Annotated in this window: 11 protein-coding genes; 8 read left to right on the top strand and 3 right to left on the bottom strand. The window is 48.2% G+C overall.

Features of this window, described 5'->3' with window-relative positions; translation table 11 throughout:
- Positions 1 to 11 precede the first annotated feature (11 nt).
- Complete coding sequence (gene dnaI, locus IEW26_RS18730) at positions 12 to 962, top strand: primosomal protein DnaI (protein ID WP_111269482.1); 951 nt, start codon at positions 12 to 14, stop codon at positions 960 to 962.
- Between the two features lie 101 nt (positions 963 to 1,063).
- Here dnaI and IEW26_RS18725 read toward each other — a convergent pair whose 3' ends face one another.
- A complete protein-coding gene (locus tag IEW26_RS18725; RefSeq protein ID WP_110897381.1) occupies positions 1,064 to 1,219 on the bottom strand; it encodes a YqzM family protein in 156 nt (51 codons plus the stop codon).
- Positions 1,220 to 1,486: 267 nt separating this feature from the next.
- Between IEW26_RS18725 and trxA the strand changes: the two genes are divergently transcribed.
- Both trxA and uvrC read left to right on the top strand, forming a co-directional pair.
- Positions 1,487 to 1,804, top strand: a complete 318-nt coding sequence (trxA, locus tag IEW26_RS18720; RefSeq protein ID WP_110897382.1) for a thioredoxin — start codon at positions 1,487 to 1,489, stop codon at positions 1,802 to 1,804.
- Positions 1,805 to 2,196: 392 nt separating this feature from the next.
- Positions 2,197 to 4,302, top strand: a complete 2,106-nt coding sequence (uvrC, locus tag IEW26_RS18715) for an excinuclease ABC subunit UvrC (protein ID WP_188593442.1) — start codon at positions 2,197 to 2,199, stop codon at positions 4,300 to 4,302.
- Here the strand turns inward: uvrC and IEW26_RS18710 are convergent.
- Positions 4,271 to 5,968 carry a CPBP family intramembrane glutamic endopeptidase gene (locus IEW26_RS18710; protein ID WP_188593441.1) on the bottom strand — a complete coding sequence of 566 codons (1,698 nt, stop codon included), beginning with the start codon at positions 5,966 to 5,968 and terminating at the stop codon, positions 4,271 to 4,273. The two genes, uvrC and IEW26_RS18710, sit on opposite strands and share 32 nt — an antisense overlap.
- Before the next feature lie 526 nt (positions 5,969 to 6,494).
- Between IEW26_RS18710 and IEW26_RS18705 the strand changes: the two genes are divergently transcribed.
- Together IEW26_RS18705 and IEW26_RS18700 are read left to right on the top strand one after the other, a co-directional pair.
- A complete protein-coding gene (locus IEW26_RS18705; RefSeq protein ID WP_373288505.1) occupies positions 6,495 to 7,814 on the top strand; it encodes a TrkH family potassium uptake protein in 1,320 nt (439 codons plus the stop codon).
- A 160-nt stretch (positions 7,815 to 7,974) separates the two neighbouring features.
- Positions 7,975 to 8,646 (top strand): potassium channel family protein, encoded by a 672-nt coding sequence (locus IEW26_RS18700; RefSeq protein ID WP_111269478.1) that lies wholly within the window; start codon positions 7,975 to 7,977, stop codon positions 8,644 to 8,646.
- A 45-nt stretch (positions 8,647 to 8,691) separates the two neighbouring features.
- Here IEW26_RS18700 and IEW26_RS18695 read toward each other — a convergent pair whose 3' ends face one another.
- A complete protein-coding gene (locus IEW26_RS18695) occupies positions 8,692 to 9,615 on the bottom strand; it encodes a LysR family transcriptional regulator (protein WP_145405364.1) in 924 nt (307 codons plus the stop codon).
- A 328-nt stretch (positions 9,616 to 9,943) separates the two neighbouring features.
- Here IEW26_RS18695 and IEW26_RS18690 point away from each other — a divergent pair, with 328 nt between their 5' ends.
- From IEW26_RS18690 to sdhB, 3 genes are all read left to right on the top strand, one after another.
- Positions 9,944 to 10,612 carry a succinate dehydrogenase cytochrome b558 subunit gene (locus IEW26_RS18690; RefSeq protein WP_111269476.1) on the top strand — a complete coding sequence of 223 codons (669 nt, stop codon included), beginning with the start codon at positions 9,944 to 9,946 and terminating at the stop codon, positions 10,610 to 10,612.
- A gap of 95 nt (positions 10,613 to 10,707) precedes the next feature.
- The gene (gene sdhA / locus IEW26_RS18685) at positions 10,708 to 12,450 is read left to right on the top strand and encodes a succinate dehydrogenase flavoprotein subunit (RefSeq protein ID WP_111269475.1); all 1,743 of its coding nucleotides are present in this window, start codon (positions 10,708 to 10,710) and stop codon (positions 12,448 to 12,450) included.
- 485 nt (positions 12,451 to 12,935) lie between these two features.
- On the top strand, positions 12,936 to 13,700 hold the full coding sequence (gene sdhB, locus IEW26_RS18680) for a succinate dehydrogenase iron-sulfur subunit (protein ID WP_145405362.1): 765 nt from the start codon (positions 12,936 to 12,938) through the stop codon (positions 13,698 to 13,700).
- Positions 13,701 to 13,752 lie beyond the last annotated feature (52 nt).

The following is a 13,752-nucleotide window of genomic DNA, read 5'->3' as shown; positions in this document are numbered from 1 at the left end:
GGCTTGAAGCCATGGAATCCTTGGGAGGACTGCTTCAGCAGCTGAACCCTTCCTTTCGTGAGCAGTCGCGGCGAATTATGGCGGATTTGTTGGAGGACCCGTATGTGCGTGAGTTCCGCGCAGGTCATCCTGAACTGAAAGATGCACAGCTCATGCCTGATCTGAGCAAGCTGTATCAGTATGCCAAAGATTCGAAGAACTGCGCGAATTGTCCTGGACTGGACAACTGCCCCAACGATTTTCAGGGTCATTTTTGCAAACTGGAAGTAGAGAACTTCAACGGTAAACCCGAAATTATAGATATCAAGGCACCATGCTCGAAACAGATTGCCCGACAGAACGAGCACATGATCAAGCAGCGGATTCGCAGCTTCTATGTGGACGAACGTGCTTTAAGTGCGGGATATAATGATGTGGAGATTATGGGTAAGGATCGCCTGCGTGCACCAGCGGTGAACCGGGTGCTGCGTTATATCAGTGAAACGAAGGCGAACGGACTTTCAACGCAGGGGCTGTATCTGGAAGGCTCATTCGGAACCGGCAAAACGTTCCTGATGTGTTATCTGCTGCATGAACTCGCAGTTGCGGGACATACAGGTGTCATCATCTATATGCCTGATTTTGTTGAGGATTTGAAGTCCATGATCAGTGAGGGGCAGAAGCTGAAGGAAATGACGGACATTTTGAAAAGCTGTGATCTGCTCATCTTTGATGATATTGGTGCAGAGAACCTCAATCCATGGGTACGTGATCATGTCATGGGCTCCATTCTTAATTATAGGATGAATCGCAAGCCAACCTTCTATACGTCCAACTACAACCTGGAAGGGCTTGAGAAACATCTGAGCTTCACCAATCGGGATGGCGAGGAAACGAATAAAGGTCAGCGTCTGATGGACCGGATTCGTCCATTTGTAGATGTCATTCAGGTGCGGGGCGAGAATCAGCGGGGCAAGAGCTGAGCTCGTTGAATAACATTAGTGCAAACTCAAAAAAGCCTGGTTTCGCAACATGCGAGAACCGGGCTTTTCTGCTTTTGGCTGCCTGAATTACTCTGTACATTCTACTCGGTCAGGAATTTGAAAATGACCATACCAAAGAAGATGACAGTCATCAGACCACCCATGCCGACAACGCCCATAATTAGATCGAAGAGATCGTTTCGGGGCTCCTCGTTCACATGCTCGCGCGGGTCGGTCATCCGAATATTAGCGTCCATCGTATTGCCTCCTTATGAGGATTGACAGCTTGGCCGCTGTAGGCAGGGCTGCAACCCGGAGTAATTTTAGTATACTTGGAAAAGAAAGCGTTTGTAAAGAATTTGCAGATGGTGTGCTGCACCTGTAATTGTGAAGATTTCATGTTGGGAAGATGAACATTAGTCGTTCATTTCACAAGTTTAACGCACATGTGTTATACTGGAAGTGTCGTTCACGACGTTACAGGTTAAAATAAAACCGTAAGTATATATAAGGAGGACAATTTCATGGCTATTGTTAACGTATCCGATCAATCCTTTAACACGGAAGTCGAAGGAGAAGGAACGGTTCTGGTTGATTTCTGGGCGCCTTGGTGTGGTCCTTGCAAAATGCTCGCACCAATCCTGGAAGAGCTGTCCGCAGAAGTTGGCGATTCCGTTAAAATTGCGAAAGTCAACGTAGATGAAAACCCGGAATCTGCTTCCCGCTTTGGCGTAATGAGCATTCCAACGTTGATCTTCTTCAAAGATGGTCAACCGGTAGATAAAGTGGTTGGTCTGAACTCGAAGGACGCGCTCAAAGGCATTATCGAAAAACATCAATAATCAGTACAGCAACAAAATATGTGCAGGCTGACCCATCGCCTCCGGTTTACATGCCGGGGGCGTTTTGCGTCGAAATGCGGTATACATGACAATATAAGTAATATTTAAATGATGTGATAAATTATTTATATTATATAATTGAATATAAAATGAAACTGGAAATTTACATGATTAACGGAGAAGACAGAAAAGAACTGGAAAAGCGGAGCTAAAAGCTTTCTGAAAGAAAGCTGCATGGGAAGCATCTGCTGTAGTGTTTATCACCGGATTTTCCCCTTTGGAAAGGGATTAGAAAATCTGGGGATAACAGCGATCGAAGGTTCATTCTTTCATCAAAAGTGAACATGTAAGGTGAAGGCTTCAATTTTTCGGAAGGGAGGACCCACCGAATTATGGACCCATTTATGCAGCAGTTAGAAGAGCAGGAGCAGGCACTGGAGCAGATTCGTCACAAGCTCGCACTGCTTCCGGATATGCCGGGATGTTATCTGATGAAGAATAGTGAAGGGACCATCATCTACGTTGGTAAAGCCAAAGTGCTCAAAAACCGTGTGCGCTCTTATTTTATTGGCAGCCATAACGGAAAAACGCAGCGTCTGGTTTCTGAAATTCGTGATTTCGAGTACATCGTGACAGGCAGCAATATGGAAGCACTCATTCTGGAATGTAACCTGATCAAAAAGCATATGCCTCGTTATAACGTTTTGCTCAAAGACGACAAGACCTTTCCGTATCTTAAAATAACAAATGAAAAGCATCCGCGGCTCGAAGTCACCCGCCGTGTGCTGAAAGATAAAGCCAAATACTTCGGTCCTTACCCGAACTCGTATGCGGCACATCAAACGAAAAAACTGCTGGATCGCATGTATCCGCTGCGCAAATGTGGTGTTATGCCGAAGGAAGTCTGCCTGTATTATCACATGGGCCAATGCCTTGCCCCTTGCGTGAAGGAGATTGGCAAAGAGCAGTATGACGAGATTTCACAGGAGATCGGATCATTTCTGAGCGGTGGTCATGAAGAGATCAAAAAGGATTTGCAGCGTAAAATGCAGGAAGCGGCCGAAGATTTGTACTTCGAACGTGCCAAAGAGCTGCGTGATCAGGTGATTGCGATTGATGCAATCATGGAAAAGCAGAAAATTACGATGGCAGATGCAAGAGACCGCGATGTCTTTGGGTTTGCGATTGATAAGGGCTGGATGTGCGTCCAGATTCTATATATGCGTCAGGGAAAAATGATCGAACGTCACGTGTCCACCTTCCCGTTTTACGGCGAGGCTTATAGTGATTTCATGTCCTATGTTACACAGTATTACAGCGACAATCCGGCCTTGCCGCAGGAAATCTTGTTGCCAGAGATGCCGAAGGAGCTTCTCATTGGCGAGCATGATACCGATTCGGCACATTTGCACGATGTAAATACGCCAGAGCATGGGCAGGCTGCGGTAACGTCCGAATCCACGCAGGAGGAGCAGCCGTTAGAAGCCAACCCTGTGATGGCTGCTGAGTCGCTCGTTGCCGAGACTCGAGTAGCTTACGAGGCGAGTACTGCAGAGGAGACAAAGAGCGATGCTGCCGATGAGCTGCATAGCGAAGCCGAAACCGAAGCAGCCAATGCCAAGCTGCCATCCGAGCAGGAGGACCCGTCCCAGATGGCGGCTGCTCTTCAGGAATGGCTGGAGATCAAGGTGCACATTCCGCAGCGCGGGTTGAAACGTCAGATGATTACGATGGCACTGGACAATGCGCGAGTGGCGCTCGAAGAGAAATTCCGTCTGATCGAACGCAACGAAGAACGCACTTCGAAAGCATCTGAAGGTTTGGGACGCTGGATCGGTCTTGAGCAGCTGCGCCGGATTGAAGCGTTTGATAACTCAAACATTCAGGGAACCAACCCGGTATCGGCCATGATTGTATTTACGGATGGCAAGCCGGATAAGAAGGAATATCGCAAGTATAAAGTGCGTTCTGTGGAAGGCCCGGATGATTATGAAACGATGCGGGAAGTCATTCGCCGCCGCTATGAGCGTGTGCTTAAAGAAAATCTGACCCAGCCTGACCTCATCGTGGTCGATGGGGGTAAAGGGCAGATCTCGGCCGCAGTAGATGTACTTGAAAACGAGCTGGGCTTGTTTATTCCGGTCTGCGGATTGGTGAAGGATGCGAAACACAAAACATCCCAGCTGATGATCGGCAACCCGCCGGAGGTTATCGCCTTGCCTCGGGATAGCCAGGAGTTCTATCTGCTGCAGCGAATTCAGGAAGAGGTACACCGTTTTGCCATTTCGTTCCACCGCGAGCAGCGCGGCAAATCCATGGTTACATCCAGGCTGGATGCCATTCCGGGCATTGGAGAGAAGCGGCGTAAGCTGCTGCTCAAGCATTTCGGCTCTTTACGCAAAATTAAAGAGGCCAGCGTCGAAGACTTCCGGCCTCTATCTATTGGTGACAAGCTGGCAAATCAGATTATTGCAGCACTTCGTGATGAGGAGTCGTAACATACGGCTTCTCTTTTTGTTTGGGATTAAAACGATAAATTACATATCCCACGATAGCCGGAAGTACAATCCAGAAGATACCGGCACCGATGTTCAATGCATCTCCCATGAAAATCAGACTGAGTCCCATCAACAGGCTGTCGAAGATGACATGAGCGAATACAACGGCAATGAAACCGTGGCGCAGCATAATCAGGCTGAACAGCAAGCCGATAACGGTTAGCTCGATCGGGCGTGTAATGACAGGATAGATCGGATACAGCGTATGTCCCAGTGCCCATATAATCGTAGGGATCAAGCAGGCGATAAACGTATTACGCACCACCTTTTGCATCATACGTATCCCGAACAAGCGATATACCGCTTCTTCACCAATCCCGGCCATCCAGGCCATAATCGGGAAAACCCAGGCGTATGTCATGTTATAGGTGGATTGATCCGCTGACGTTGTGGACCATGTGCCAATGCTCCGCTCCAGAATAAAGAACAGCACCGATTGTACACCCAATAAAATGAATGCCCATAGATATCCAGTGTACATGCTGTGGAGCACGTATTTGCCGTAACCCGGCTCTTTGGCGCGAGGCCATGGATTCCAGCCGATTTTGCGCCACATGCCGTCTCCTGCCACAAGGGACAGATAGATGGTAACACTCATCACAATCGTAAGTCCTGTTTGAATGAGCATGAGGAACGCCAGCATGAAGCTGGAAAGTCCTTGTGCCTGAAACAGCGGCAGCATGTTCAGTGTACCGATCATGGAAGCCGCGAAGTACACAATTGACAATATCACTCCTCGTTTGAACGACGTGTTCGCACGAGCCAGAATGCTGTAGATGATAGCAAGCACCCCGAGCACAAATGTCAAAAAGGCGTAACCACCGTAGGTTAACCAGTTCGCAAGTTGGGTCTGGTCCTTCACATAATCCGTATGTGCCTTCGGTACCGAGAATCCGGGATCAAAGGAACGTACGGCACCATTTTCAAACGTAAACTTCAGCTCCAGCCTGGAATCTCCGATTGTTTTACTCGCATCGGTGTACTTCAGACCCGGTTCGCCATCTCGTGTATCCAGTTGAAGCGCTGGCACATCATAACCGAATTCTTTCAGGATTCCAGCGGCAAGAGTTTCCTTCTCGTTCAGAGGCATGTGGCCTTCTGCAACCGATTCCGAGGTGGTGGGTATGCCCTGTTCCTGTTGGGATTCAATGGCTGTATACATGGAGGAAGGCAGCACATGTTTGAACGCGACCACCTTTCCGGTTTTCATATGTACGTCAACGTTAAGGTAACCGCCTTTGTCCTGATCTATCAAGCGCACGCGATACACATCATAAGGGTAGGTTTTTTCCCACTGCTTATTATAGGTATCGAGCTGCTTGGTCTTCGCCATGTATCCGTAAATATCAGAATGGGTCTGATAGGTTACAAGAGGTCTATTGGCGCTGCTTGGCAGTGTATAGTCATCCACCGACGCTGCGAATGATCGTGCCGCTTGTACTGCTTGCTCCTTGCTGATGTAGGCTGCAGACGAAATTTCTGTCGTTTGTGAAGAGGTTGCAGGGAAGATCTGAAACACAAAAAATAAAATCAGGCCAATCACCGCAAGCAACCCCAAACGCATGAAGTTAGCCTTGAACTGCAAAGGCTGCCCTAAGGGATTCATAAAAGCAAGTTCCTCCTTATATTCAATTCCATATTAATGTAAAGATAGCACAGGGCCAGTGCCCAATGCCAATGACATAACGAAAACGGGTGCAAAACTTTGAAAATGAATGAAAATGATCGAAACACTTCGATTCAGTTGTCCCGATATGCGGGTTTTTGCCGTTTTGGTCAAATTCGAAGGTATTTACACAAAAATCGTTTTGTCTGCATGGCCTGCAGCGCGTATAATTTTGAAGCAATATGCTGGAATCCGCATGTCTCGGGTCGAACAAGGGAACGAATAGAACAATAGAGGACGAATCATATCTCTTGGAAGGCAAAGAGATATGAACAGGTTAGATGCCGATTCCGATGATATATAACAATTTTATTTGATATATACCGATTTAAATGATGTGTTGCGTGTACCAATTCAAATGATATGTTGCCCGTTTATATTTCATACATGTGCTCCACCGAATGGAGTTTATTTTTTATTTGTGCAGAGGTGGGTTGATACTAAAGTGAAAGTGAATGTTCAATGGATGCGATTATCGCCACCCCGTATTCTGGTATTAGGATTTGCCAGCATTATTATGCTCGGCACGCTGCTGCTCATGCTGCCGGTTTCCAGCCGCAACGGGGAAAGTCTGGCCTTTATTGATGCGCTCTTTACGGCAACGTCGGCTGTTTGTGTAACAGGGCTGGTAGTTGTTGATACAGGAACCTATTTTTCAGTGCTGGGACAGGTGATTATTGCTATTCTGATACAGATTGGCGGTCTCGGCTTCATGACGATGTCAACGCTGGTGGCGATTGCATTCAAACGGAAAATATCACTGAAAGAACGGTTGATTTTGCAGGAAGCGATGAACCAAAGCACGATGGAGGGCATTGTGCGGCTGATTCGCAAGGTAGTCATTTACTCGCTTATTCTGGAGGGGATCTGCGGTACTTTGTTTGCCTTACGCTGGTCATTGGATATGCCGATTGGCCGGGCGATTTATTATGGATACTGGCATGCCATCTCGATGTTTAACAATGCCGGGTTCGACATGTTCGGTGATTTTCGCAGTCTGACCGGGTATGTCTACGATCCGTTTGTCAATTTTACCGCTATGTTTCTGATTGTTTCCGGCGGTATCGGTTTTGTGGTGCTCTCCGATCTGGTGGATTATCACAAGACAAAGAAGCTGTCGCTGCATTCCAAAGTGGTTCTGCTGATGACGACTTTGCTAATTGTGTTTGGGGCCCTGGTTATCTTTGTATTTGAATTCAGCAACCCGCGAACGCTGGGCGGTCTGAACTGGGGCGGTAAAATACTCGGCTCGTTCTTCCAATCGGTAACACCGCGCACAGCCGGAGCGAATACGGTGGACATTGCCGGGCTGCGGCAGGCCACGCAATTTTTTATGATTATTCTGATGTTTATCGGCGCGTCTCCAGGATCGACCGGGGGCGGCATCAAAACTACCACTTTTCTGATTATGGCAGGGGCCGTCATTGCGATGATGCGGGGGAGGGAAGATATCGTTTTTTTCCGGTATCGGCTTGTGCAGGAACGCATTTTCAAGGCACTCACCATTACACTGCTGGCACTGTTATTTATTATTACGGTTACGATGGTGCTGAGTACAACAGAGGACAGTAACTTTTTGATGATTTTATTTGAAACCACGTCCGCTTTCGGGACTGTAGGACTTTCTCTCGGGCTTACGCTGAAGCTGACCACCTTTGGCAAGCTAATGATCTGTTTTACGATGTTCGCAGGACGACTTGGACCAATTACGCTGGCGTACGCTCTGGGGCAGAAAAACAAAAAAGAGCTGTACAGGTATCCCGAAGGCAAGATGATTATTGGTTAATAATGAATAGACTGATGCATGAGGATCAGGCTAATAGATGAGAATCTAGGTTGATCGAAAAGGATTAGTTATGTTGATGGATGACGATAAGGTTATTAGGTTGGTTACTGATGATGGGGTTGCTTGATGATTATTTGGATAGAAGGGTTCGTGAAGAACGATGAAAAAACAGCAGTTTGCGGTGATTGGACTTGGGCGCTTCGGCTCCAGTCTGGCGCAGGAGTTGATGGAGCTCGGTTACGAGGTGCTTGGTATTGATAAAAATGAAGAGCTTGTCGAAGACATGAGTGATCTGGTCACTCACGCAGTCGTTGCGGATGCGACGGATGAGGAAGTACTGCGCTCTTTGGGCATTCGTAATTTTGACTGCGGCATCGTTGCCATTGGTGACGATATCCAGACGAGTATCCTTACCGCCATCCTGCTCAAGGAACTGGGAGTCAAAACGGTTGTGGCTAAAGCCATCTCTGTTCTGCACGGACGGGCGCTCGACAAGCTGGGCATTGACCGCGTTGTGTACCCGGAACGGGATATGGGCATCCGGGTCGCTCACCAGCTGGTGACACCCAACCTGCTGGATTACATCGAATTGTCCAATGATTACAGCATTGTGGAGATGAAGGTACCTGCCTGTCTGCACAATAAAACACTGTCCACTCTTAACGCCAGGGTACGATTTAACTGCAGCATCGTAGCTCTGCAAAAGGAAGCTGGCGTTATCATTGCTCCGACAGCGATGGATTCATTGCAAATGGGGGATATTATGGTCATTATTGGCAATAATGATGATATCGACCGGTTTGAGGAAGAGGTCATTAGTCAGGAGAGCTGAACAGGCGGGGGACTATGGCATCCCCCGTGTGTTCTCTTCTTTTCATCAAGGCGCTGTTGTTCTCCGTGAGGGCAATGGCGCTTTTGTGGTAAAAAATGCAGCTGTCTCCCGGACCCACTGTCTGGAGGTTTCGCTGAGGTCCTCCTTTTCCCCGTAAATCATGCAGGTTGTTCTTCGGGTCTGCCTGAGCTGTGGCAAATGCACGGCGGCCAGATCATTGTCAGCCAGCAGCTGCGGACGAAGGTAGGATTTGGGCAGCAGGGCAGCGGCCTTACAGGTTGGCAACAGGCGGATAATCGCCTCAAAGGAGTCGATCTCCATGCGAATGTCAGGCATCACGGTGCAGCGCTGAAACAGATCATCGGTCAACTTGCGGTACCATGTTCCCTTGGAGAACGTAATCATCGGCAGATCCTGCAAATGCTCCATCCCGGCTTCTTTGCCCGCCAGCGGGTGCGTCAGGGGCACGACCAGTTCCAGATGATCATCAAACAGAGGCACACAGTTCAGCCCTGCTTCACTGATGGAGGAGGCAACGATGCCGACATCGGCTTTTTTATCACGCACAAAAGAAACGATCTCATGCGTTTTGCCTGTTAACAGCTTCAATTCGGCATGGGGATGCTTCTCCATAAAAGCGTTGACCAGCGGAGGCAGAGTCGTCTGAAGAGTCGTCAGGCTGGCGCCGAGTGTAATAATGCTCTGTTCTTCATCTTTATATTGAGATAGCATGGTGAGAAATTTCTGCTGCTGTTGTTTCTGTTCCACGGCGAAGGTGTATGCGAGCTGACCTACACTTGTTAATTCCAGCCGTTTGCCCCGGCGGTGAAAGAGGGATACCCCCAGTTCATCCTCCAGCTTGGAGATTTTACGGGAGAGTGCGGGCTGGGACAGGTTCAGTAATTTGGAAGCGCGGTTCAGGCTGGACTGCTCTACAACCGCGGCAAATGCGTTTAATTCTTCGAACATGAACACAAACCTCTCTTCTTCGTGAGTGTGATTCTTGCCCTTGATTCATTTTTTGTTTTATTGTAAGGCTTTTACACTCGTTGTTTTAAGATTGTATAGCCTTTAAGTCGGTTGTTTAGAGCTTATACCTATAGGTTATAACATTTAATAATTATATTGCAATTCCCTTATAAGAAAAAAAGGAGTAACATGAATTGTGACACAAGTTGTTCACACCTGAACAAATCGGAACAATTTGTCGAACTTTCCTGCTCTGGAAGGATTCGTGTCATGATATGCGAATGTATTTATGAAAACGTTGTATTTAGCGAAAGGGGATCGACATTTTATGAAAGGGTTTTACTCCAGAAAGCTGCACTCCTTGCTTGGCGTCATTCCGCTCAGTTTGTTTTTTGTTGAGCATCTGGTGACGAACTTCTCGGCAGTTGAAGGCGGCAAAGAAGCTTTTAACGGTGCGGTTGCCTTCCTGAACAGTCTGCCGCTCGTCATCGTTTTGGAAACATTTCTGATCTGGCTGCCGCTGTTCTATCACGGTGTATATGGTCTGTACATTGCTTATCAGGCCAAGCCGAACGTGGGTCGTTACGGCAATGAGCGTAACTGGCGCTACACGCTCCAGCGCGTCAGTGGTGTCATCACATTTGTATTTGTGATCTGGCACGTGTGGGAGACCCGTGTGCAAGTGGCTCTCGGTAATGTAACACACGAACAGCTTGGCGGTGTGATCCATGACATCGTGATGAATCCGGTAACGTTTATTTTATATCTGATCAGTGTTGTGGCGGCATCCTATCACTTTGCCAATGGGCTCTGGTCATTCCTCGTTAGCTGGGGAATCACAGTCGGACCTCGTGCACAGCGCGTATCCTCGTATGTGTGCATGAGCTTGTTCGCTATTATTTCCATCATGTTCATCGCTTCATTGTTTGCTTTCCGGAACGTAGATTTCCAGACAGCTACTTCAATGATTGATGCGGTAAAATCAGTTCTGGTTTAATTTTGTAAACGAGTGCTTGTCTCTATTTTTGTATGTGAATTAACATTCTCTGGTCTGAATTTCGAAAGACGCTGATAATAAGGAGTGAACTAGCAATGGCATCATCGAATGTAATTATTGTGGGCGGCGGTCTCGCGGGATTGATGGCGGCGATCAAATCGGCTGAAGCCGGAGTCCATGTTCATTTATTTTCATTAGTTCCTGTGAAAAGATCACACTCCGTGTGTGCCCAAGGCGGCATCAACGGAGCGGTAAATACCAAAGGGGAAGGCGACTCTCCATGGGTACACTTTGATGATACGGTATATGGCGGTGACTTCCTTGCCAACCAGCCGCCAGTTAAAGCGATGTGCGAAGCAGCACCTGGCATTATTCACCTGATGGACCGGATGGGCGTCATGTTCAACCGTACACCGGAAGGTTTGCTTGATTTCCGCCGTTTCGGTGGTACGAAGCATCACCGTACGGCATTTGCCGGAGCGACAACAGGGCAGCAGCTGCTGTACGCACTGGATGAGCAAGTACGTCGCTGGGAAGCAGCAGGCCTCGTAACCAAGTATGAAAACTGGGAGTTCCTGCAAGCCGTTATTGATGACGAAGGCGTGTGCCGCGGTATTGTGGCACAGGATTTGAAATCCATGAAGGTGCAGACCTTCCCGGCTGAAGCTGTTATTCTGGCGAGCGGTGGACCTGGTATCATTTTCGGTAAAACGACGAACTCTGTCATCAACACAGGTACTGCTGCAAGTGCGGTGTACCAGCAGGGTGTGAACTATGCTAACGGTGAGTTCATTCAGATTCACCCGACAGCCATTCCAGGGGACGACAAGCTGCGTCTCATGTCTGAATCCGCGCGTGGTGAAGGCGGTCGGATCTGGACATATAAAGACGGCAAGCCTTGGTATTTCCTTGAGGAAAAATATCCTTCTTACGGTAACCTTGTACCGCGTGATATCGCGACGCGCGAAATCTTCAGTGTCTGCGTAGACATGGGACTGGGTGTAAACGGCGAGAACATGGTGTATCTTGACCTTTCTCATAAAGATCCGAAGGAGCTGGATGTCAAGCTGGGCGGAATTATCGAAATCTATGAAAAATTCATGGGTGACGATCCACGTAAAATTCCGATGAAAATCTTCCCGGCAGTCCACTATTCCATGGGCGGCATGTGGGTAGACTACAACCAAATGACAAACATTCCGGGGCTGTTCGCAGCTGGCGAATGCGAATATCAATATCACGGTGCGAACCGTCTTGGAGCAAACTCCCTCGTATCCGCGATTTACGGCGGTATGGTAGCTGGACCGAAAGCGGCTGAATATATCAAAGGACTCAAAAAATCGTCCGCAGATATTTCTTCTTCCGTGTTCGACGGGTATACGAAGCGTCAGACCGAAAAATACGAAGGTATCTTGAAAATGCAAGGTACCGAGAATGCTTATGTAATCCACAAAGAGCTGGGCGAGTGGATGACAGCGAACATGACGGTGGTGCGTTACAACGACAAGCTGGAAGCGACCATCGGCAAAATCAAGGAATTGAAAGAGCGTTATGGCAAAATCAACATGTACGACAACTCGGGCTGGAACAATCCGGGCGCGGCGTTTACCCGCCAATTGTGGAACATGCTTGAGCTTGCTGAAGCAATGACACTGGGTGCACTGCTTCGTAACGAGAGCCGCGGAGCGCACTACAAGCCGGAATTCACGGAGCGTAACGATGAGGAGTTCCTGAAAACAACGATCGCAAGCTGGACGAAGGAAGGTCCACAAATCTCGTACGAGCCAGTGGACGTATCCCTGATTCCGCCGCGTATCCGTGACTACTCGAAGGACTAATCTGTACGATTCAGCTTAATCATTCAATAGGTGAACTATTAAGCTGCTGTTAATATTTACAGCAAAGCAACATCCAAGGTGCAAGGGCACAGCGGAGGAAGCGGAAATGGCCGAAAGAAGCGAAGCGTTCGCGTTTATCATCGAATTTTCATCCTATATAAGTTGAACTATTCATTTACACGTTAACGGAGGGGACAGAAAAAAACTGAAAAAGCGGAGCGGTCGCCTTTATCACCGGATTTTCCCCTTTGGAAAAGGGTGTCGAAAAAATCTGGGGATAACAGCGATTGGAAGGTTATTCTGTCATCGGAGTGGCTTGTGTAAATTCTTTGGTTCAACTTATATAGTAAGGGTGGATCAAAAAATTCGAGGGTAATGGCGATTGAAAGGGCATTCCGCGACCGGAGCGTGCCACCCGAGCACCAACATAAGAAGCTTTGCGCACCAGCAATACAATCATCGTCACCAGAGGAGGGGACAACGATATGGCGGAACAAGCAACAGCAAGCAAAACCGTCAAGTTTATTATCACCCGTCAAGACAGCCCGGAGTCATCTTCGTATACAGAGGAGTTTGAGCTTCCGTATCGTCCGAATATGAACGTGATCAGCGCCCTGATGGAGATTCAGCGGAATCCGGTGAACAAGGATGGCAAGTCCATCGCTCCGGTATGCTGGGAATCCAACTGTCTTGAAGAAGTGTGCGGTGCCTGCTCCATGATTATCAATGGCAAACCGCGTCAAGCGTGTGCAGCTCTGATCGACAAGCTGGAGCAGCCGGTTCGGATCGAACCGATGAAAACATTCCCGGTAGTACGGGACCTGGTCATTGACCGTTCACGGATGTTTAATGCACTGAAACGTGTGAAGGCATGGATTCCAATTGATGGAACCTATGACCTCGGTCCGGGACCACGGATGCCTGAGAAGAAGCGTCAGTGGGCTTACGAGCTGTCCAAGTGTATGACTTGCGGTGTATGTCTAGAAGCTTGTCCTAACGTGAATGAGAAAACGGACTTTATCGGTCCGGCTGCGCTGTCCCAGGTTCGTCTGTTTAATGCTCACCCTACAGGTGAGATGAATGCAGAAGAGCGCTTGGAGGCGCTGATGGAAGATGGCGGTATTGAAGGCTGCGGTAACTCGCAGAACTGTGTGCGTTCATGTCCGAAAGGCATCCCGCTCACAACGTCTATTGCCGAAATGAATAAACAGACAACCAAGCATATGTTCAAACGCTGGTTGGGTGTATAAACAAGTGAAACGCTGATACAGCGTTCTGCTCTGTATTTTGAAGAAGTCGTGA

Origin of the sequence: Paenibacillus silvae (assembly GCF_014639235.1) — a bacterium.
Lineage (GTDB): Bacteria > Bacillota > Bacilli > Paenibacillales > Paenibacillaceae > Paenibacillus > Paenibacillus silvae.
The sequence above is the reverse complement of the archived record's forward strand: the minus strand, read 5'-3'. Positions and strand labels throughout refer to the sequence as shown.

What these genes read in the sequence shown, in the direction of transcription:
- IEW26_RS18725 (WP_110897381.1), bottom strand. Translation starts at nt 1,219, where the DNA reads ATGGACGCTAATATTCGGATGACCGACCCGCGCGAGCATGTGAACGAG.
- IEW26_RS18700 (WP_111269478.1), top strand. Translation starts at nt 7,975, where the DNA reads ATGAAAAAACAGCAGTTTGCGGTGATTGGACTTGGGCGCTTCGGCTCC.
- IEW26_RS18710 (WP_188593441.1), bottom strand. Translation starts at nt 5,968, where the DNA reads ATGAATCCCTTAGGGCAGCCTTTGCAGTTCAAGGCTAACTTCATGCGT.
- IEW26_RS18690 (WP_111269476.1), top strand. Translation starts at nt 9,944, where the DNA reads ATGAAAGGGTTTTACTCCAGAAAGCTGCACTCCTTGCTTGGCGTCATT.
- trxA (WP_110897382.1), top strand. Translation starts at nt 1,487, where the DNA reads ATGGCTATTGTTAACGTATCCGATCAATCCTTTAACACGGAAGTCGAA.
- sdhA (WP_111269475.1), top strand. Translation starts at nt 10,708, where the DNA reads ATGGCATCATCGAATGTAATTATTGTGGGCGGCGGTCTCGCGGGATTG.
- IEW26_RS18705 (WP_373288505.1), top strand. Translation starts at nt 6,495, where the DNA reads ATGCGATTATCGCCACCCCGTATTCTGGTATTAGGATTTGCCAGCATT.
- dnaI (WP_111269482.1), top strand. Translation starts at nt 12, where the DNA reads ATGGAATCCTTGGGAGGACTGCTTCAGCAGCTGAACCCTTCCTTTCGT.
- uvrC (WP_188593442.1), top strand. Translation starts at nt 2,197, where the DNA reads ATGGACCCATTTATGCAGCAGTTAGAAGAGCAGGAGCAGGCACTGGAG.
- IEW26_RS18695 (WP_145405364.1), bottom strand. Translation starts at nt 9,615, where the DNA reads ATGTTCGAAGAATTAAACGCATTTGCCGCGGTTGTAGAGCAGTCCAGC.
- sdhB (WP_145405362.1), top strand. Translation starts at nt 12,936, where the DNA reads ATGGCGGAACAAGCAACAGCAAGCAAAACCGTCAAGTTTATTATCACC.